General features: G+C 67.8%; 18 protein-coding genes. 10 read left to right on the plus strand and 8 right to left on the minus strand.

Features of this window, described 5'->3' with window-relative positions:
- Positions 1-31: 31 nt before the first annotated feature.
- From AC3WTC_RS04860 to AC3WTC_RS04875, 4 genes are all read right to left on the minus strand, one after another.
- Positions 32-2,605 (minus strand): sensor domain-containing protein, encoded by a 2,574-nt coding sequence (locus AC3WTC_RS04860; protein ID WP_080148852.1) that lies wholly within the window; start codon positions 2,603-2,605, stop codon positions 32-34.
- Complete coding sequence (locus tag AC3WTC_RS04865; RefSeq protein ID WP_080148851.1) at positions 2,602-3,495, minus strand: hydroxymethylglutaryl-CoA lyase; 894 nt, start codon at positions 3,493-3,495, stop codon at positions 2,602-2,604. The genes AC3WTC_RS04860 and AC3WTC_RS04865 overlap by 4 nt, the downstream gene beginning before the upstream one ends.
- Before the next feature lie 173 nt (positions 3,496-3,668).
- Entirely contained in the window at positions 3,669-4,055 is a 387-nt protein-coding gene (locus AC3WTC_RS04870) for a VOC family protein (RefSeq protein WP_025874747.1), read from the minus strand.
- Between the two features lies 1 nt (position 4,056).
- Positions 4,057-4,845: an enoyl-CoA hydratase-related protein gene (locus AC3WTC_RS04875; RefSeq protein WP_033831003.1), complete on the minus strand. Its 789-nt coding sequence runs from the start codon at positions 4,843-4,845 to the stop codon at positions 4,057-4,059.
- 120 nt (positions 4,846-4,965) lie between these two features.
- Here AC3WTC_RS04875 and AC3WTC_RS04880 point away from each other — a divergent pair, with 120 nt between their 5' ends.
- The 3 genes from AC3WTC_RS04880 to AC3WTC_RS04890 are packed head-to-tail and all read left to right on the plus strand — an operon-like array spanning position 4,966 to position 7,333.
- Positions 4,966-5,220: a FeoA family protein gene (locus AC3WTC_RS04880; RefSeq protein ID WP_025874743.1), complete on the plus strand. Its 255-nt coding sequence runs from the start codon at positions 4,966-4,968 to the stop codon at positions 5,218-5,220.
- Positions 5,217-7,079: a ferrous iron transport protein B gene (gene feoB / locus AC3WTC_RS04885; RefSeq protein ID WP_080148850.1), complete on the plus strand. Its 1,863-nt coding sequence runs from the start codon at positions 5,217-5,219 to the stop codon at positions 7,077-7,079. The genes AC3WTC_RS04880 and feoB overlap by 4 nt, the downstream gene beginning before the upstream one ends.
- The gene (locus tag AC3WTC_RS04890; protein ID WP_080148849.1) at positions 7,079-7,333 is read left to right on the plus strand and encodes a DUF6587 family protein; all 255 of its coding nucleotides are present in this window, start codon (positions 7,079-7,081) and stop codon (positions 7,331-7,333) included. The genes feoB and AC3WTC_RS04890 overlap by 1 nt, the downstream gene beginning before the upstream one ends.
- A gap of 204 nt (positions 7,334-7,537) precedes the next feature.
- Here AC3WTC_RS04890 and AC3WTC_RS04895 read toward each other — a convergent pair whose 3' ends face one another.
- Positions 7,538-8,119, minus strand: a complete 582-nt coding sequence (locus AC3WTC_RS04895; protein WP_492710792.1) for an NAD(P)H-dependent oxidoreductase — start codon at positions 8,117-8,119, stop codon at positions 7,538-7,540.
- A gap of 55 nt (positions 8,120-8,174) precedes the next feature.
- Positions 8,175-8,570, minus strand: a complete 396-nt coding sequence (locus tag AC3WTC_RS04900; protein WP_080148926.1) for a MerR family transcriptional regulator — start codon at positions 8,568-8,570, stop codon at positions 8,175-8,177.
- 159 nt (positions 8,571-8,729) lie between these two features.
- Here AC3WTC_RS04900 and dapB point away from each other — a divergent pair, with 159 nt between their 5' ends.
- From dapB to AC3WTC_RS04930, 6 genes are all read left to right on the plus strand, one after another.
- Positions 8,730-9,458, plus strand: a complete 729-nt coding sequence (gene dapB / locus AC3WTC_RS04905; RefSeq protein WP_025874733.1) for a 4-hydroxy-tetrahydrodipicolinate reductase — start codon at positions 8,730-8,732, stop codon at positions 9,456-9,458.
- A 289-nt stretch (positions 9,459-9,747) separates the two neighbouring features.
- The gene (carA, locus tag AC3WTC_RS04910; protein WP_025874731.1) at positions 9,748-10,878 is read left to right on the plus strand and encodes a glutamine-hydrolyzing carbamoyl-phosphate synthase small subunit; all 1,131 of its coding nucleotides are present in this window, start codon (positions 9,748-9,750) and stop codon (positions 10,876-10,878) included.
- A complete protein-coding gene (locus AC3WTC_RS04915; protein ID WP_492710795.1) occupies positions 10,878-11,426 on the plus strand; it encodes a hypothetical protein in 549 nt (182 codons plus the stop codon). The genes carA and AC3WTC_RS04915 overlap by 1 nt, the downstream gene beginning before the upstream one ends.
- 54 nt (positions 11,427-11,480) lie before the next feature.
- Positions 11,481-14,723 carry a carbamoyl-phosphate synthase large subunit gene (gene carB / locus AC3WTC_RS04920; RefSeq protein WP_492710797.1) on the plus strand — a complete coding sequence of 1,081 codons (3,243 nt, stop codon included), beginning with the start codon at positions 11,481-11,483 and terminating at the stop codon, positions 14,721-14,723.
- A gap of 8 nt (positions 14,724-14,731) precedes the next feature.
- Positions 14,732-15,196, plus strand: coding sequence for a transcription elongation factor GreA (greA, locus tag AC3WTC_RS04925; RefSeq protein WP_492710856.1), 465 nt, complete (start codon positions 14,732-14,734; stop codon positions 15,194-15,196).
- A gap of 3 nt (positions 15,197-15,199) precedes the next feature.
- Entirely contained in the window at positions 15,200-16,120 is a 921-nt protein-coding gene (locus tag AC3WTC_RS04930) for a phosphoglycerate mutase (protein ID WP_025874723.1), read from the plus strand.
- Between the two features lie 36 nt (positions 16,121-16,156).
- On the opposite strand, the gene AC3WTC_RS04935 is transcribed toward AC3WTC_RS04930, so the two are convergent.
- Both AC3WTC_RS04935 and AC3WTC_RS04940 read right to left on the minus strand, forming a co-directional pair.
- Complete coding sequence (locus tag AC3WTC_RS04935) at positions 16,157-17,206, minus strand: DUF1176 domain-containing protein (RefSeq protein ID WP_492710800.1); 1,050 nt, start codon at positions 17,204-17,206, stop codon at positions 16,157-16,159.
- A 16-nt stretch (positions 17,207-17,222) separates the two neighbouring features.
- Positions 17,223-18,266, minus strand: a complete 1,044-nt coding sequence (locus AC3WTC_RS04940; RefSeq protein ID WP_059064105.1) for a DUF1176 domain-containing protein — start codon at positions 18,264-18,266, stop codon at positions 17,223-17,225.
- 121 nt (positions 18,267-18,387) lie between these two features.
- Between AC3WTC_RS04940 and recJ the strand changes: the two genes are divergently transcribed.
- Positions 18,388-20,145: a single-stranded-DNA-specific exonuclease RecJ gene (gene recJ / locus AC3WTC_RS04945; protein ID WP_080148925.1), complete on the plus strand. Its 1,758-nt coding sequence runs from the start codon at positions 18,388-18,390 to the stop codon at positions 20,143-20,145.
- The last annotated feature ends 7 nt before the right edge of the window (positions 20,146-20,152 follow it).

The following is a 20,152-nucleotide window of genomic DNA, read 5'->3' on the forward strand; positions in this document are numbered from 1 at the left end:
GCAGCCGCCGTTGTGCACTGCGCCGCCGGCCTCAGCCCAGTTCGCGGGCGCGGCGCAGGCGACGTTCGAAATCCGCTGCGGGCAGGCCATGGGCGAACAGGAAGCCCTGGCCGACGGTCACCCCCAGGTCGAGCAGGCACTGCCGTTGTGGCTCGGTCTCCACGCCTTCGGCGACCACGCCCAGCCCCAGGCTGCGCGCGATCGCGCAGACTGCCTCGCACACCGCCACATCCGAGCGGTTGCGGGGAATGCCTTCGACGAACAACTGGCTCAGCTTCAGCCCATGGATGGGCAGGCGCCGCAGGTAGTTCAGGGCGCTGTAGCCTTCGCCGAAGTCGTCGATGGTCAGCATCACCCCCATTTCGCGCAGGCGGGCGAAGGTGCGCAGGGTGTCCGGCGCATCCTCGATCAGCACCCGCTCGGTGAACTCCAGTTCCAGCACGCTGCCGGGCAGGCCGAACTCATCCAGCACCTGCCGCACCCAGCGGGCGAGATCCTCACCGACGAACTGCCGCCAGGACACGTTGACCGCCACCCGCACCAGGCCGAGCCCGTCATCCTGCCATTGCCGTACCTGCCGGCAGGCTTCGCGCAGCGCCCATTGGCCGATGCGCACGATGTCGCCGGTGTGCTCGGCGTGGCGGATGAACAGGTCCGGGCGCATTGGCCCCAGCTGTATGTTGTGCCAGCGCATCAGCGCCTCGCAGGCGATGGTGGCGCCGCTGCGCAGGTTGACCTGTGGCTGGTACACCAGATGGAACTCGTCGCCATCGAGGGCCTTGTGCAGCCGGCTCTCGATCTGCAGGCGGTCATGCTGGCGCTGTGCCAGTTCCGGGGAGAACACCTGCCAACCGTTGCGGGTGCGGCGCTTGCACTCGTACATCGCCGTGTCGGCGTTCTGGATCAGCTGCTGCGGCCGGTTGCCATCGCGCGGTGCGCGGGCGATGCCGATGCTGGCGGTCACCGGGAACTCGTCGCTGCCCAGCTGGAACGGTGCCGAGAACGCCGCAGTGATGCGTTCGGCCAGCTGTTCGGCCTGGTCCGGCTGGTCGCGCAGGTCGCAGATCACCAGGAACTCGTCGCCGCCAAAGCGTGCAAGCAGGCCTTCGGTGCCGATCGCAGTGGCGATGCGCCGGGTCGCTTCGATCAACAGTTCATCACCGGCGTTGTGGCCAAGCAGGTCGTTGACCACCTTGAAACGGTCCAGGTCGATGTACAGCACCGCCACGCGGTCGTGGCTGGGGCTGTCCATGCGCACGCCGAGGTCGCTCAGCACCGCATCGCGGTTCATGATTCCGGTCAGCGGGTCGGTGCGGGCCTGCACGCGCAGGGTTTCCTCGGCCTGCTTGCGCTCGGTGATGTCCTGCACGGTGCCGGTGATGCGCGCGGCATCGACATCGCCGGCCGAGACCTCGCCGATCATCCGGATCCAGAACGAGTGGCCATCGCGGCGCTGGCCCTGCAGCTCCAGGCCGAAGCTGCTGCGGTGTTCGATGGTGTCGGCCAGCGCCTGCTGCAGGGCGGCGCGGTCGTCGCTGCGCAGGCAGTCCAGCAGGTCGGGCATGTCCTCCAGGTCGGCCGGCTGGCCGACGATGCGCCGCGCTTCATCGGTGAGGTACAGGCGCTGCAGGCCGCGATCCCACTCCCAACCGCCGATATGGGCCAGTGACTGCGCGCGCGCGAACAGGGTGTTGTTGCGCTTCAGTTCGGTGATGTCACTGAACATCGCATAGACATGGTCGGCCTGGTCGCAGCCGTTGCCGAACACCGGCACGTTGGTGGTGGACAACCACAGCATGCGTCCGCGCGGGCGGTGGTACAGGCCGATGATGGTGCTGCGGATCACCCGCCCGGCCTGGAAACAGCGGCTGGTCGGCCACTGTGACTGGGTCAACGGGTGGCCATGCTCGTCGACGATGATCCACGCTTCGGGATCGAGCATCGCGTTCAAGCCCACGCCGCCACCGGTGAGGCCGAGGATGCGATGTGCGGCCGGGTTGGCGGACAGCACGCGCAGGTCGCGGTCGAACAGGATCACGCCCTTGTCGATCGATTCCATCAACAGGCGATAGCGTGACTCGGCGCGCCAGCGCCCGCTCAGGTCGCGGGCGACGGCGACGATGCAGGGTTGGCCGCGGTCCTGGAAGCCGGCCGAGTGCACCTCCACCGGAAAGCGGCTGCCATCACCGCGCATGTTGGTCACTTCGATGACGTAGGTGTCGCCGCGGTTCAGCGCTTCCCACACCGGTTGCAGATGGTCGCTGGGCAGGTCGGGATTGAGCAGTTCGATCGGCTGGCCGACGATGTCCTCGCGCGGGCGGTCGTAGGCGACGATGCCTGCGCGGTTGACGTCCAGCACCACGCCTTCGGCGCTGAGGATGCTGACCGGGTCGGGCACGGCGTCGAACAACGCGGCATAGCGTGCCTGGGTATCCAGTTCGCGCTGCTGCGCATCGGCCAGCGCCTGCCGTGCCTGGCGCAGCAGCCTGGCCTGGGCCGGCGGCGGCGAAGCAGCCAGCGCCGCGTCCAGAGCGGCCAGCGCGACGTCGGTTGCGGCGGGTGTATCGCCGATGGCCGTACGGTCGCGCGGGCCGCTGTCGTTCATGTCGCTGCCAGCGCCTGCCCGACGCGGCTGGCGGTCGCGCGGCCGAGCAGTCCGGCCAGCCAGCGGCCGGTCTCGGCCAGCGACGGCAGGTCGACCCCGCACTCCAGGCCCAGGCCCTGCAGCAGGTACACCACGTCCTCGCTGGCCACGTTGCCGCTGGCGCCCTTCGCGTAGGGGCAGCCGCCGGCACCGGACACCGCACTGTCGACTACGCGCACGCCTTCTTCCAGGCAGGCGGCGATGTTGGCGATGGCCTGGCCGTAGGTGTCGTGGAAGTGCACGGCCAGTGCGCTCATCGGGATCTCGGCAGCCACCGCCTGCAGCATCGCGCGGGCCTTGCGTGGCGTGCCGACGCCGATGGTGTCGCCCAGCGAGATCTCATAGCACCCCATCTGGTGCAGTGCGCGGGCCACGCGCACCACATCGGCCAGCGGCACTTCGCCCTGGTACGGGCAGCCGAGCACGGTGGAGACGTAGCCACGCACGCGCACGCCGTCGGCGGCCGCGCGGCGCAGGATCGGCTCGAAGCGGGCCAGCGATTCATCGATGCCGGCGTTGGTGTTGGTGCGATTGAATGCTTCCGATGCAGCGGTGAACACCGCGATCTCCTGCACGCCGACGGCGCGCGCACGGTCGTAGCCCTGTTCGTTCGGCACCAGCACCGGATAGGCGATGCCGGGGCGGCGCTGGATGCCCGCATAGACCTCGGCAGCATCGGCCAGTTGCGGGACCCAGCGCGGGCTGACGAAGCTGGTCGCCTCGATGGTGCGCAGGCCGGTGGCCGACAGGCGATCGATCAGGGCGATCTTGTCGGCGGTGGCCACGGCCTGCTTTTCGTTCTGCAGCCCGTCGCGCGGGCCGACCTCGACGATGCGGACGAAATCGCTCATCGCGGCACCCCCATGAAAAGCGGGGCGGGGCGGGCAGGGCGGATGGGATCGGCTGGGGTCACGACGGTTCCTGGGAAACGGGGGGGCGGCCCGGTCTTCGCCAGGCTGCCAGATGAGATACGCAGGCGGGTCGCACAAGCGGCCACGCCTGCGCCTGGTGGCGACGCAGGGGTCTACCCGGGCAGGTGGCAGACCGCCTCGATGTTGTTGCCGTCGGGGTCGATCACGAAGGCGGCGTAGTAGTCCGGGTGGTACCAGGGACGCAGGCCGGGCGCGCCATTGTCGCGCCCCCCTGCGGCCAGCGCGGCGGCGTGGAAGGCATCAACCTGGGCGCGTTCGGCGCAGACGAAGGCCACGTGCACGCCCTGGCTGAGCGGCGCCGCATTGCCCAGCCAGAAGAACGGCTTGCCGTGGTTGCCGAAACCCACGTGGTCGTGGGCGCCGGTCTGTTCGGCGCTGACCTCCATCACCACGCCGATCTGCAGCGGTGCCAGCGCCTGCAGGAAGAAGGCCCTGCTGCGCGGCAGGTCGCCGCTGTTCAAGCCGATATGGTCCAGCATGTCAGGCCTCCGTGACCCAGTGCGGCGCGCGTTTGTCGAGGAAGGCACCCAGGCCTTCCTGGCCCTCGGCCGATACCCGCAGGCGGGCGATCAGGGCGGCATTGTCACGGTCCAGGCTGTCGCGGTCATGGGCGTCGCGAACCTGCCGGACCAGCAGCTTGGCCGAAGCCGAGGCGATCGGCCCGGCCTTGTCGAGCAGGGCCAACTGTCGCTGCACCGCCTCGTCCAGGCGTTCGGGCTCCACCAGCTGGTGGATCAGGCCGATACGCAGGGCGGTGTCGGCGTCGAAGTGCTCGCCGGTGGCGAACCAGCGGCGGGACTGGCGGCTGCCGATGGCCTCGATCACATAGGGCGAGATCACTGCTGGCAGCAGGCCCAAGCGGCTTTCGGTCAGGCCGAAGCGGGCGGCGCTGGTAGCGATGGCGATATCGCAGCAGGCCACCAGGCCGACGCCACCACCGAAGGCGGCGCCGTGGACGCGGGCGAGGGTGGGCTTGGGCAGTTCGTCCAGGGTGCGCATCAGCCGGGCCAGGGCCAGGGCGTCGTCACGGTTGTCGGCCTCGCTGGCGGAGGCCATGCCGCGCATCCACTGCATGTCGGCACCGGCGGAGAAGGAGGCACCGTGGCCGGCCACCACCACCGTGCGCACCGTGTCATCGCGGCCGGCCGCTTCCAGGGCTGCGGTCAGCCGGGCGATCAGGCCGGCGTCAAAGGCGTTGTGCAGCTCCGGCCGGTTCAGCCAGAGGGTCAGGACAGCGCCGTTGCGCTCGATCTGCAAAGCATCGTTCATGGGATTCCGGGGGTTGCTCCATACCTGTATGGATCATAGCGGGCCATTGGTCATGGGCCATGACGCGACGCGGGAATGTTAGAATCGAGAACCATTTACATCCAGCAGAGAACACGCTAGATGACGCTGTCCGAACTGCCCCTGCACGCCTCGGCCGTGGTCGATTCCGTGCAGGACCTGCATGCCAACGATGCCATCGCCCGGCGCCTGCGCGAGCTGGGCTTCGTCAAGGGTGAGGAAGTGCGCCTGGTGGCGCGAGGCCCGGTTGGTGGCGAGCCGCTGCTGGTGCAGGTCGGGTTCACCCGTTTCGCGCTGCGTATCAGTGAGGCCCGGCGCGTGGTCATCGATCCGGCCAGCCAGGAGGGACGTGCATGAGCGCCACCGCAACCGCCGCCCCGCTGCGCATCGCGCTGGTCGGCAACCCCAACAGCGGCAAGACCGCGCTGTTCAACCAGCTGACCGGCAGCCGGCAGAAGGTCGCCAATTACACCGGCGTCACCGTTGAGCGCAAGGAAGGCCGCCTGCGTGCGCCGTCCGGCCGCGAGTTCGCCGTGCTCGACCTGCCGGGCGCCTACAGCCTGCAGCCGGCCAGCCTGGACGAGGCGATCACCCGCGACCTGTGCCGGGGGTTCTACCCGGGTGAGGCCGCGCCGGACGTCCTTCTGTGCGTGATCGACGCAACCAACCTGCGCCTGCACCTGCGCTTCGCCCTGGAACTGCGCGAGCTGGGCAAGCCGATGATCATCGCCCTGAACATGGTCGACGCCGCGCAGCGCCGCGGCATCCAGATCGATGTGGCCGCGCTGGAGCGCGAGATCGGTGTGCCGGTGGTGGAAACCGTGGCGGTACGCAAGCAGGGCGCGCGTGCACTGGTGGAACGCCTGGATACGATGGTGCCGCACCTGGATGCGCCGCTGGCCGGCGTTGAGAGCGGCGCGGACTACCACGCGCAGGTGCGCGCGATCCTGGCCGCAGCCGTACGCATGCCGGCACGGACGGCGAAGATCGACGACACGCTGGACCGCTGGCTGCTGCATCCGGTGTTCGGCCTGATCACGCTGGTGGTGGTGATGTTCCTGATCTTCCAGGCGGTGTTCGCCTGGGCCACGCCGTTGATGGATGGCATCGAGGCCGGCTTTGCCTGGCTGGGTGAGCTGGCCGCCAGCGTGCTGCCGGCAGGTCCGCTGACCAGCCTGCTGACCGACGGCATCATCGCCGGCCTGGGCGGCGTGGTGGTGTTCCTGCCGCAGATCCTGATCCTGTTCGCCTTCATCCTGGCGCTGGAAGAGTCCGGCTACCTGCCACGCGCCGCGTTCCTGCTGGACCGCATGATGGCGGCGGCCGGCCTGTCGGGGCGGTCGTTCATCCCGCTGCTGTCCAGCTTTGCCTGCGCGGTGCCGGGCATCATGGCCACCCGCAGCATCCAGGACCCGCGTGACCGCCTGGCCACGATCCTGGTGGCACCGCTGATGACCTGCTCGGCAAGGCTGCCGGTGTATGCGCTGCTGATCGGTGCGTTCATACCGGCCGGCAGGATCGGCATCTTCAACCAGCAGGGCCTGGTGCTGTTCGGCTTGTACGTGGCCGGCATCCTCAGCGCGCTGGTGATGTCGTGGGTGATGAAGAAGTGGCGCCGCGACAAGAGCGAGCACCCGCTGATGCTGGAGCTGCCGTCGTACCGCATTCCGCATCCGCGCGACCTCGCCGTCGGCCTGTACGAGCGCGGCATGATCTTCCTCAAGCGTGTCGGCGGCATCATCCTGGCGCTGACCATCCTGCTGTGGTTCCTGCTGTCGTTCCCGGGCGCGCCCGCCGACGCGACGATGCCGGCCATCGACTACAGCTACGCCGGCCAGATCGGTCATGCGATGACCGCGATCTTCGCGCCGCTGGGCTTCAACTGGCAGATCTGCATCGCGCTGATCCCGGGCCTCGCTGCGCGCGAAGTAGCGGTGTCCTCGCTGGCGACGGTGTATGCGCTGTCGGCCGCCGATGATGATGCGGCGATCTCCGCGCTGTCGCCGGTGGTGGCCGACGGCTGGTCGCTGGCTACCGGCCTGGCCCTGCTGGTGTGGTTCATCTACGCGCCGATGTGCATTTCGACGCTGGCCACCATCAAGCGCGAGACCAACTCGTGGAAGACGATGGGCTTCTCGGCGTTCTACCTGTTTGCTGCCGCCTATGTCGCGGCGCTGATCACCTACCAGGTGACCGTGGCGCTGGGAGGCGGCTGATGGATGCGGGCCTGCTGGTCCAGTACCTGATCATCGCGGTGGCCGTGCTGGTCAGTGCGTGGGTGGTGTTGAAGAAGCAGGCGCCCGGCACCGTGCGCAGACTGCGCGGCGCGCTGGCACTGGCGCTGCTGAAGCCGGGCCGTGCGGCCTGGCTGCAGGCGCTGGGCCGGAAGATCGCGCCGCCGGCCACTGGCGGGGGCGGGGCGTGCGGCGGCTGCGACAGCTGCGGACCGACACCGCCGAAGCAGCACTAGAGAGGCGTCTGGGCGCTGCCCTGGTGAGTGCGGACCTTCCCTGGTGGGTGCGGACCTTGGTCCGCACTGCCGATTGATCATCCACGCATGGCGTGGATCTACCCATCCCCAGCGCTGCCCTCCAGCGGTGTCGGAATTGATCATCCACGCAGGACTTGGATCTACGTTGCAGGCAGGGTGAGGCGACCGGTTCGCGGCGATGCGTCAACCTGCCCGCGTGCCAAGCTCCGCTGCCAGTGCCAACCAGCGTTCGCGCTGTTGCGGCGTGCTGCTGCGCACCGGGCCCAGCCGGCTGACCCGCACCGGGCGGATACCGCAGAACTCAAGGATGGTGGCACGGATCTGGGTGATGCCCGGATCGCGGTAGATCCAGCGGTAGTACCAGGGCGGCGTATCCAGCGTGGTGATGACCCGCGCGCTGCGCCCCGCCAGCAGCCGGTCCCACCACACCGAATCGCGACGGTAGCGGAAGGCGAAGCCCGGCAGCAGCACGCGATCGAAGAAGCCCTTCAGCAGTGCCGGCATCGCGCCCCACCACGTCGGGTAGACCAGCACCAGGTGGTCGCAGGCCTGGATCGCGTCTGCTGCATCCTGCAGGTCGGTTTCCAGTGGCTGGATCTGGCGATAACCGTGGCGCAGCACCGGGTCGAACTGAAGGTCGCCCAAGGCGATCATGCGCACGTGGTGGCCGGCGTTACCGGCGGCGGTCGCGTAGCGCTGGGCGAAGGCGCCGCACAGGCTGTCGCGGTCGGGATGGCCAAGCAGGATCAGGATGGAGCGGGGCACGGCAGTCTCGGGGGCTGGAAAGCATCCGACGTTGCGCTATGCCCCAAGGGCAGAGTCAAACCCCGCCAGGGCAGCCAGCGGGAGCCAGCACGCAGGTGCCATCGCCCTGCTGCAGCCATTGCCGCAGCTCGTCACCCACCTGCTGCAGTTCGACCTCGACGCGGGCAAGCCGCTCGCGCTCGGCGGCAATCGCAGTGCGCTGGCGTTCCAGCAGGGCGAGCACGGCTGGCCAGTCCAGCTGGCCGTCGCCACGCTGCAGGCGGGTGATGGCGGCCAAGCCGATGCCCAGCCCCAGTGCCTGCCGGATCAGCTGCACCCAGGCCACGTCCTGCTCGCTGTAGTCGCGATAGCGGTTCAGGCGCGGCACTGGCGGCAGCAGGCCGCGTGCCTCGTACAGGCGGATGGCCTTGGCGCTGGCGCCGGTACGGCGGGCGACTTCGGAAATGCGCACCGTTTCAGCCCTGCATCCGCGCAGGCGGCATGATGGCGTCAGCGCTTGGCGCGGGCGGTTTGCAAAGGTGCATGAGGTGCGGGCCAGCGCTTGAAGGGGCACGCAGCGTAGCAGCGACAGTGCTTGCCGGACCATGCGTGCTGCCGCTAGCCTGCGTGCATGAACCAGACTCCCCTGCGATTGCTTATTCACGGCGCCTCCGGGCGCATGGGCCAGGCCCTGTTGCGGCTGGCCGCCGAACATCCTGATTCCCTGCAGATCGTCGCTGCGGTGACCGGCCGCGCGCCGGCGCAGCGGGTGATCGACGGCGTGCCGTTCTTCGCGGCCAGCGAGTTGCCGGGGGCGCCGGTGTTCGATGTGGCGATCGACTTCAGCCTGCCCGAGGGCTTCGATGCGCTGCTGGCACTGTGCGTGGAGCGCGGTGCGGGACTGGTATCGGGCACCACCGGTATTTCCAGTGTGCAGCGCCAGGCACTGGAAGCAGCGGCGGCGAAGATCCCGCTGGTGTGGGCGTCGAACTTCAGCCTGGGCGTGGCGGTGCTCGATGAGCTGGTGGAACGTGCGGCGCAGGCGCTGGCCGGCTGGAACTGCGACATCGTCGAATCGCACCATACGCAGAAGAAGGACGCTCCCTCGGGCACGGCGTTGACCCTGGGGGCCGCGGCGCAGCGGGGCGGTGCCGAGCCGCAGTACGCCAGCCTGCGCGCCGGAGACATCGTCGGCGAGCATCTGGTGCAGTTCACCGGCCTGGGCGAGCGCATCGAGCTGGTGCACCGGGCCACCAACCGCGACATCTTTGCCCGCGGGGCGCTGTTTGCCGCTCGCCAGCTGCAGGGCCGGGTGGCAGGCAGCTACCGGGTAAGGGACCTGCTGGACGGCCCCCTGTAAACGGTAGCGCCGGGCCATGCCCGGCGTCGGTGGCAGATCCGCCGGGCATGGCCCGGCGCTACCCTTGAGTGCCTGCATACGGCCCCGGATTGAAATGAATGCGCAATCGCCTGTTCATGAATGGCGATAACCGCTGGCGCGAGCGCCCCGGCACCGCTACAATTCGCACTCGCCGAATCACGAAAGCCGGACCGGTCCCAGACCGTACGTCCGCGCTTTTTTGCAACCGGATTTCCGTGAAGCGCAGGCGTGACTTCGGCACCCCCTCGGTAGCCAAAGTGAGAATTCCGTGACCCAAGCCGCAATCCTCGTCCTCGAAGACGGCACCGTATTCGAGGGCGAATCCGTAGGCGCGCCCGGCCTGTCCGTCGGTGAAGTGGTGTTCAACACCGCCATGACCGGCTACCAGGAAGTGTTGACCGACCCGTCCTACGCCCGGCAGATGGTCACGCTGACCTATCCGCACATTGGCAACACCGGCATGACCGACCAGGACGATGAAGCGTCCAAGGTGTGGTCGGCCGGCCTGATCGTGCGCGACGTACCGCGCCGCCCGAGCAGCTGGCGCAGCCAAGTGTCGCTGCAGGACTGGCTGATCCAGCGTGGCGTGGTCGCCATCGCCGGCATCGACACCCGCAAGCTGACCCGCATCCTGCGCGAGAAGGGCGCCCAGAACGGCGCGCTGATGGCCGGCGACGGTATCGACGTGGAAAAGGCACTGGAAGCGGCCCGCAAGTTCCCGGGTCTGAAGGGCATGGATCTGGCCAAGGTCGTGACTACCGACAAGACCTACGTCTGGACCGAGGGCCAGCTGGACCTGGACGCCAACGCCTTCGTCAGCGTGCCGGCCCAGTACAAGGTCGTGGCGTACGACTTCGGCGTGAAGACCAACATCCTGCGCATGCTGGCCGAGCGCGGCTGTGAGGTCACCGTGGTGCCGGCGCAGACCCCGGCCGCTGAAGTGCTGGCGCTGAAGCCGGACGGCGTGTTCCTGTCCAACGGCCCGGGTGACCCGGAACCGTGCGACTACGCGATCGCCGCGATCAAGACCTTCATCGACGTGAAGATCCCGACCTTCGGCATCTGCCTGGGCCATCAGCTGCTGGGCCTGGCCTCGGGCGCGAAGACGATCAAGATGGGCCATGGTCACCACGGCGCGAACCATCCGGTGCAGGACCTGGACAGCGGCCGGGTAATGATCACCTCGCAGAACCACGGCTTCGCGGTCGATGAAGCCAGTCTGCCGGCCACCCTGCGGGTGACCCACCGTTCGCTGTTCGACGGCACCAACCAGGGCATCGCCCGCACCGATGTGCCGGCGTTCTCGTTCCAGGGCCACCCGGAAGCCTCGCCGGGCCCGCATGACGTCGGTCCGCTGTTCGATCGTTTCGTGACCCTGATGGCCGAGGCGAAGGCTTGATGCGCAGCGCCGCGCTGCTGCTGTCGCTGTGCTGCGCCGCGGGTGCGGCACAGGCTGCGCCGGCGTCCGCTGCGGACATGGACGCGCTGCTGCACACGTTGAAGAAGGACTCGGTCGGTGCGTCGTCGGCGGCGATGATGGTCGAGGAGGTGCCAACGCTCAAAGCGCTGGCCGAAAGCGATCGCCAATGCGCCCGCACCTCCATCCAGTCGTTCTTCTACGTTCATGCGCGCCAGTCGTTGATCAACAGCCTTGGCGAGGACGGTGACGCGATCGTCGCGGACTGGTCGCGCTTCCTGGCCACACCGTCCGGAAAGGGTTACCTGATCCTCACCCGCGCGCTCCCGGAGTCGGCAGCGGACGCGTCGGTCAACGTCAACGACGAGGCGTACGCCGCCGGATTCGACGCCTTTCTCGGCAGTACGTCCTTCAAGCGCCTGGATGCTGGTTTCGATGCAATGGGCGTCCCTGACGAATTTGCGGTGAAACTGAGCCAGGGATTGCAGGACCAGTGCGGGATTGCGCTGAAACCCGAAGAGATTTCCTGATCGACAGCGTGCGATCACTCCCCCTTGTCACGCTGTACTGACTTAGAGAAGAAAATGCCCAAGCGCACTGACCTCAAGACCATCCTCATCATCGGTGCCGGCCCGATCGTCATCGGCCAGGCCTGTGAGTTCGATTACTCCGGCGCCCAGGCCTGCAAGGCCCTGCGAGATGAGGGCTACCGCGTGGTGCTGGTCAACAGCAATCCGGCCACGATCATGACCGACCCGGAGATGGCCGACGCCGTCTACATCGAGCCGATCAACTGGCAGACGGTCGAGAAGATCATCGCCAAGGAAAAGCCCGACGCGCTGCTGCCGACCATGGGTGGCCAGACCGCGCTGAACTGCGCGCTGGACCTGGCCGACCACGGCGTGCTGGAGAAGTACAACGTCGAGCTGATCGGCGCCAAGCGCGATGCGATCCGCATGGCCGAAGACCGCGAACTGTTCCGCGTGGCGATGAGCGAGATCGGCCTGGAGTGCCCGACCGCTGCCGTTGCCCACACCCTGGACGAAGCGCTGGAGATCCAGACCCGCGTCGGCTATCCGACCATCATCCGCCCCAGCTTCACCCTGGGCGGCAGTGGCGGCGGCATCGCCTACAACCGCGAAGAGCTGATCGAGATCGTCAACCGCGGCCTGGAACTGTCGCCGACCACCGAAGTGCTGGTCGAAGAGTCGGTGCTGGGCTGGAAGGAATTCGAGATGGAAGTGGTCCGCGATACCGCGGACAACTGCATCATCGTCTGCTCGATCGAGAACCTGGACCCGATGGGCGTGCACACCGGTGACTCGATCACCGTGGCCCCGGCGCAGACCCTGACCGACAAGGAATACCAGCGCCTGCGCGATGCCTCCATCGCCGTGCTGCGCAAGATCGGCGTGGATACCGGTGGTTCGAACGTGCAGTTCGGCATCAACCCGGACACCGGCCGCGTGGTGGTGATCGAGATGAACCCGCGTGTGTCGCGTTCCTCGGCGCTGGCCTCCAAGGCCACCGGCTTCCCGATCGCCAAGGTCGCCGCCAAGCTGGCCGTGGGCTACACCCTGGACGAACTGAAGAACGAGATCACCGGCGGCCTGACCCCGGCCTCGTTCGAGCCGTCCATCGACTACGTCGTCACCAAGATCCCGCGCTTTGCGTTCGAGAAGTTCCCGGCCGCCGATGCACGCCTGACCACCCAGATGAAGTCGGTGGGCGAAGTGATGGCGATGGGCCGCACCTTCCAGGAATCGATGCAGAAGGCCCTACGTGGCCTGGAAACCGGCAAGGTCGGCTTCGACCCGACCGGCCTGGACCTGGCCAACGAAGACGACCTGCAGACCCTGCGCCGCGAGCTGAAGGCGCCGGGCCCGGAGCGCCTGTTCTACGTCGCCGATGCGTTCCGTGCCGGCATGAGCGTGGAGGACATCTTCAAGCTGTCCTATATCGATCCGTGGTTCCTGGACCAGATCGAAGAAATCATCGCCGCCGAGACCCAGGTCGCGGCCGATGGCATCGACGCCCTGGATGCGGCGCGCCTGCGCAAGCTCAAGCGCGCCGGCTTCTCCGACGCCCGCCTGGCCCAGCTGACCGGCACCAATGAAGCGGCCGTGCGTGCGCTGCGTCGCGCGCACAAGGTGCGCCCGGTGTACAAGCGGGTGGACTCCTGTGCCGCCGAGTTCTCCACCAGCACCGCCTACCTGTACTCGACCTATGAGGACGAGTGCGAGGCGGCACCGAGCAACCGCGACAAGATCATGATCCTCGGCGGTGGCCCCAACCGCATCGGCCAGGGCATCGAGTTCGACTACTGCTGCGTGCACGCGGCACTGGCGCTGCGCGAGGATGGCTATGAAACCATCATGGTCAACTGCAACCCGGAAACCGTGTCGACCGACTACGACACCTCCGACCGCCTGTACTTCGAACCGCTGACCCTGGAAGACGTGCTGGAAATCGTCGAGCTGGAGCAGCCCAAGGGCGTGATCGTGCAGTACGGCGGCCAGACCCCGCTGAAGCTGGCACGCGCGCTGGAAGCCAACGGCGTGCCGGTGATCGGCACAAGCCCGGACTCGATCGACCTGGCCGAAGACCGCGAGCGCTTCCAGCAGCTGGTGGACAACCTGGGCCTGAAGCAGCCGCCGAACCGCATTGCCCGCAACGACCAGGAAGCCCTGCTGCTGGCGCGCGAGATCGGTTACCCGCTGGTGGTGCGCCCGAGCTACGTGCTGGGTGGGCGCGCGATGGAAATCGTCTACGGCGAATCCGATCTGGCCCGCTACGTGCGTGACGCGGTGAAGGTGTCCAACGATTCGCCGGTGCTGCTGGATCGCTTCCTCGACAACGCCGTCGAGTGCGACGTGGACATCATCGCCGACGCCCAGGGCAACGTCCTGATCGGTGGCGTGATGGAGCACATCGAAGAGGCTGGCGTGCACTCGGGCGATTCCTCCTGCTCGCTGCCGCCTTACTCGCTGTCGGCTGAAACCCAGGCCGAGCTGCGTCGCCAGGTGGTCGAGCTGGCCAAGGCCCTGAACGTGGTGGGCCTGATGAACACCCAGTTCGCGATCCAGACCGATGAGGAAGGCAACGACACCATCTTCCTGCTGGAAGTGAATCCGCGTGCCTCGCGCACCGTGCCCTTCGTGTCCAAGGCCACCGGCATGCCGCTGGCCAAGATCGCGGCCCGCTGCATGGCGGGCAAGACCCTGGAAGAGCAGGGCGCCACCAAGGAAATCGTGCCGGACTACTACTCGGTGAAGGAAGCGATCTTCCCGTTCGCCAAGTTCCAGGGCGTCGACCCGATCCTCGGGCCGGAGATGCGCTCCACCGGTGAGGTGATGGGCGTGGGCCGCAGCTTCAACGCCGCCTTCGCGCGCGCGCAGGAAGCCGGTGGCATCAAGGCGCCGCCGGTGGGCAAGGCGTTCGTGTCGGTGCGCGACCCGGACAAGAAGCGCGTGCTGCCGGTGGCCAAGGCCCTGCTGGCGCGTGGCTACAGCCTGGTTGCCACCCGTGGCACCGCAGCGTGGCTGCAGCAGCACGGCATGGACTGCGAAATCATCAACAAGGTGGTCGAGGGTCGCCCGCACATCGTCGATTCGATCAAGAACGGCGAGATCGTCTATATCGTCAACACGACCGAAGGCCGTGCCGCGATCAACGACTCGTTCTCGATCCGTCGCGAGGCACTGCAGCACCGTGTCACCTATTCGACCACCATTGCCGGTGCCAAGGCGCTGGTGGATTCACTGGAATTCCGCGGTACCGGCCCGGTCTGGTCGCTGCAGGAACTGCACAAGGAGTTGAACGCATGAGAGCACCCATCACGATGAAGGGCGCGCAGCGTCTGCGCGACGAACTGGATCACCTGAAGTCGGTCAAGCGTCCGAGGGTGATCGCCGCGATCGCCGAAGCGCGCGAGCATGGCGACCTGAAGGAGAACGCCGAGTACCACGCCGCGCGCGAGGAACAGGGCTTCATCGAAGGCCGCATCAAGCAGCTGGAAGGCGAGCTGTCGCACGCCGAGATCATCGACGTGAGCAAGCTCAATGCAGGCTCCAAGGTGGTGTTCGGCGCCAGCGTGATCCTGGCCGACGTGGAAACCGACGAAGAGAAGAAGTACCAGATCGTTGGTGATCTTGAGGCGGACATCAAACTCGGCCTGATCGCGATTTCCTCGCCGGTCGCCCGCGCGATGATCGGCAAGCTGGAAGGTGACTCGATCGTGATCGATGCGCCGGCCGGCCAGCGCGAGTACGAGATCGTCAGCGTCAGCTACCAGGACTGATCCGTGGCGACGGCAACCCTGCTGTTGCCGGCACGCAGCCGCTTTGCGGTGGCTGCATTGCCGGATGACGTGGCGCGCGCCCTGGGCCGCGCCACCACCTCGCAGGGCGACGCCGGTGAACGCGCGCAGCTGCTGCGCCACTTCACGGTGGCCGCGCCGCACTGGCCGGTGGCCGCGTTGACCCGCCAGCGTGACGTCGGTGATGCCGCCGGCGCCTGCTGGCTGCGTGCCGATCCGGCCTGCATGGTGCCGGACATGCATGGCGCGCGGATGATGGGCCACGGCGAAACGCTGCGGCCCAGCCTGGCCGATACGCTGGCGTTGCTGCCCGTGCTGCAGCCGCTGTTTGCGGATGCAGGCTTCGTGCTGGATGCACCCGATCCGTCACGCTGGTACCTGCGCCTGCCCATCGGTACTGAACTGCCGGAGTTCGACAGCCCCGACGAGGTGCTGGGTGATGACCTGTTCTCGCACCTGCCGCCGGGCGAGGCGGGCCGTCGCTGGCGCGCACTGATGACCGAAGCGCAGGTGCTGCTGCACACCCACTCGTGGAACCAGCAGCGCGCCGCGCAGGGCCAGCAGCCGATCAATTCGCTGTGGTTCTGGGGTGGTGGCGTGATGCCGGTATCGGTGGCCACGCCGCACGCGCAGGTGCGCAGCCGCGATGCGCTGCTGCAGGGCCTGGCCCAGGCCGCAGGTGTCGCGGTGGATGGCGAGCAGTCGGTCGATGCACTGGTCGACCTGCGCCAGCTGCGCTCGCTGCAGCAGCTGGGCAACGATGCAATCCGGCCGCTGCTGGCCGCGCTCAAGCGTGGCGAGCTGCAGCGGCTGGTGCTGGACTTCGAGGACGGCCTGCAGTTCCAGCTGGATCGCGGCCAGCGCTGGCAGTTCTGGAAGAAGCCACGGCAGCTGCACGACGCCTGACGTGGTGGTAGCGCCGGGCCATGCCCGGCGGATGCCCTAGCGCAATTCCGTAACGTAGGTCGGCAGTTGCCAGTGGCGCTGACCGGCGCCCAGGCAGTGCCGGCCGACGAAGGTTGCCGCCAGCACCAGGCGGGCTCCATCCCAGGCCCAATGCCGGTCTATCCCGCAGCGGTCCGTAGCGCTTGCAACGCCTTCTTCAAGGAACACGGCATGCGGGTAGAGCGGGAACAGCGTGGATGCGGTGATCGGCACGGGCGCAAAGGGCGTTCGGTCGCGGATCACCCAGCTGCCGGCTGGCCGGATGTAGCGGCCGGTCGTGCAGTTCAACATCGCCAGCACATGCGTTGCATCGATCCGCTCGATGCGCAGGTAGCGGGAAGAGGCTGCAGCGCAACCCGCGCCGGCCTCGGCGCGCGGTAGCAGCGCTTGCAGTAGATCGGCACGTTCGGCCAGCGCGGCATCCTCGTCGTGGGCTTCAACCAGCAGCGGTGGCGGCACCAGGCGAGGTGCCACCCGTGCGGCCGGCACCTGCGATTCCGGCCGCAAACCCTTGCCCACCAACGCCCCTGGGGTGTGCAAGCGGCCCTGTGCCTCGTCCATCTTCAGCAGCAGTGCGGCATTACCGTTCTCTGCCAGTGGCCATGCCTGGCCCGCCGTGTCGGTCATCCTGACCGGCCGCCCGCGCACCAGTGCATCCAGCAGCGCCTGCGCATGTGGTGGTGCCAGAGCCAGGCCGGCCTCAAGCGCATCCACCGGGCCGATATCACCCAGGTCCGCGCCATCCACATGCAGCCGCAGCCGGCCCTCTGGATGCACCCGCGGGCTGCGGGGCGCGCCGTCACTGCCATCAGCCAGCGACAATCGCGCTGTCACGGGGGTGTCTGGTCCAGCGGCACGCTCAATGAGCACGCCCAGCATCAACGCGGCCGGTGGGCCGAACGCCACCATCCGGCAGGTGCCTGTGTTATCGCATGCCAGGTGTCCGTTCTGTTCAAGGAACGTGAACTGCGCGGGCGTGCCGGCGAAGCTGACAGGTGCCAGCGTCAGTGACGCCAGCGCCAGTAGAGGACATCGAAGCGTAGTCATGTTCCAGGTTTCCGGGTCAGCGGACCGTGCTGACCAGCGTCGGCAGCGTCCAGTGCCCGCCCGCCACGCCACGACACAGACCGGTACTGAACGCACTGCTTGGCTGGAATCTGCGGCCATCCCAGGCCCAGTCCCAGCCGGAAACGCAGTCGCCGATGCCGCGGCCCTTGTAGCGCGCGTACAACGTGCGATCGGAGCGCGAGAAGCCTTCTGCCTCCAGCGTGACCGTCTCAGGTGCGAACGGCGGCTGATCGCGCGCGATCCAGAAGCCATTGCTGTAGTTGTACGCGCCCATCTGGCACAACGCCTGCACCAGCACGTGGTGGTCGTCCAACCGCTCGATCACCATTTCCGGTGTTCCCTCGTACTCGATCAGGCGCGGACAGTCGTCGTTGTCGCCGAGCGTGGCAATCAGCGCGTCGCGCAGCGCTTCGCTGCTGCCCAGCCCGCTATCGCCGGGGCGGCCGGCCGCCAGCACACCGCGCACGATCACCGGCTTGGCCACTGCGGCGGGCACGCTCGCTTCGGCACGCGTGCCGCGGCGTACCAGCGCACCGGGCGTGCCCACGCGCCCTTGGACCTCGTCCATTTTCAGCAGCACCGCGGCGGCACCACGATCGGAAATCGGCCAGCGCGTGCCCCTGCTGTCGATCACCTCGATACGAGCCTGGCCGGGCAGGGCGGCCAGCAGGCCTTCTACCTGCGCCGGCCGCAGCATCACTGCTTCGTCGGCCCCGGTGTCCTGCACTGGGCCCAGATCACGACCGTTCACGTGCAGGCGCATTGAACCTTCAGGCACTGCACTTTCGCCATCCTCACCGACCCGCAGCCGCGCCTTCACTGCCGTGCCGGGGCCGCCGGCGCGCTCCAGCATCAGGCCCAGCAGGCTGTCCGCCTTTTCAGGGCTGTAGCCGGCTGCACGGCAGGTGCCGGTGTTGTCGCAGGCCAGGAACCAGTCGTGGTGTACGAACTCGATACCGGGGGTTGGCGGCGTGTTTGCGGCCTGGGAAGCAAGTGGCAGCAGGAGGCTGGCAAGCAGTACGGACAGCAGGCGGTACATGGCGAATTCCGTTTCAGAAGCGAACAAGCATGGGCGATCGCCACGCCTGCGCCAAGCCCGGAAGAGCCTGGCGAGCCGAGCGGGGTATCATGCGCGGGTCTTCCGCAACCCGGCGATGCCGATGTCCCTTGCCGCCGATGCTGCGCTGCCGTCTTCCGATACGCCGATGATCCGCCGTCGCGATGCAGTCGCGCCCGGTAGCTGGCCGGAGGGCACGCTGCCGCTGCTGGCACGCCTGTATGCCGCACGTGGTGCGCACACGCCGGAGCTGGCCCTGCCCAAGCTCGGCAACCTGCATGCGCCGGAACTGCTGACCGGCATCGACGCGGCAGTGGACCTGCTGGTGCAAGCCATCGCCGCCGACAAGCGCATCCTGGTAGTTGGTGATTTCGACTGCGACGGCGCCACCGCCTGCGCGGTCGGTGTGCGCGGGCTGCGCATGCTCGGCGCGCAACATGTCTTCCACGCAGTGCCCAACCGCATGGTGCACGGCTATGGTCTGTCGCCGTCACTGGTGGACGAGCTGGCTGCGCTGCAGCCGGATCTGCTGGTCACCGTCGACCACGGCATTGCCTGCCATGCCGGCGTGACCGCGGCCAAGGCGCGTGGCTGGCAGGTGCTGGTGACCGATCACCATCTGCCCGGTCCACTGCTGCCACCGGCCGATGTCATCGTCGACCCCAACCTCGACGGCGACGCCTTCCCCAGCAAGGCGCTGGCCGGTGTCGGCGTGATCTTCTACGTGCTGATGGCGCTGCGCCGGCAGATGCGCGAAGCGGGGGTATTTGCCGATGGCAAAGGGCCGGACCTGACCACGCTGCTGGACCTGGTGGCGGTGGGCACAGTGGCCGACCTGGTGGTGCTCGATGCCAACAATCGCGCCCTGGTCAGCGCGGGATTGCGCCGGCTGCGCAATGGCCAGGGCTGCGTCGGCCTGAAGGCATTGATCGAGGCCAGCGGCCGCGATGCTGCACGCTTGACCGCCACCGACATCGGCTTCGGGCTTGGCCCGCGCTTGAACGCGGCCGGTCGGCTGGAAGACATGGCATTGGGTATCGCCCTGCTGCTCACCGAAGATCCGCGGCAGGCCCGCGACATCGCGCAGACGCTGGAACAGATCAACGCCGAGCGGCGTGCGGTCCAGCAGTCGATGACCGATGACGCCGAACACGCGCTGTCGCGGGTGGTGCTCGATACCGCAGGCCAGCGCCCGGTGGCGGCCTGCTTGTTCGATGCTGATTGGCACCCCGGCGTGGTTGGCCTGGTTGCTTCAAAGATGAAGGATCGCCTGCATCGGCCGGTGATCGCGTTCGCGCCGGCCGAGCCGGGCGCCGACACCCTGCGCGGCTCGGCGCGTTCGATCGCCGGCCTGCATATCCGTGATGCGCTGGCGCTGGTCGATGCACGCCATCCCGGCTTGATCGAGCGCTTCGGCGGTCACGCGATGGCCGCCGGGTTGAGCATGCGTCTGGATCATCTGGCCACCTTCGAAGCCGCGTTCGTCGCCACCGTGCTGGAAATGCTCGACCCGGCTGCACTGCAGCAGCAGGTGCTCAGCGACGGCGAACTGGCCGCGGACGAACTCGATCATCGCCATGCCGATGCGCTGCGTTTGGCGGGTCCATGGGGGCAGGGCTTTCCCGAGCCGCTGTTCGATGGCCACTTCGAAGTGGCCAACTGGCGCGTGCTGAAGGAGCGCCACCTGAAGCTGGAACTGCGCCTGCCCGGCGTACCGGGCACGATCAATGCGATCCACTTCGGTGGCTGGCACGGCAATGCGCCCGGTCGCCACGTGCATCTCGCCTACCGGCTCGCCTGCGATGACTATCGTGGCGGCGCCGCCATCCAGCTGATCGTCGAGCACTGCCTGCCGGCGTAGTCCATGC

Source organism: Stenotrophomonas sp. FW305-C-20-S1 (assembly GCF_058783335.1).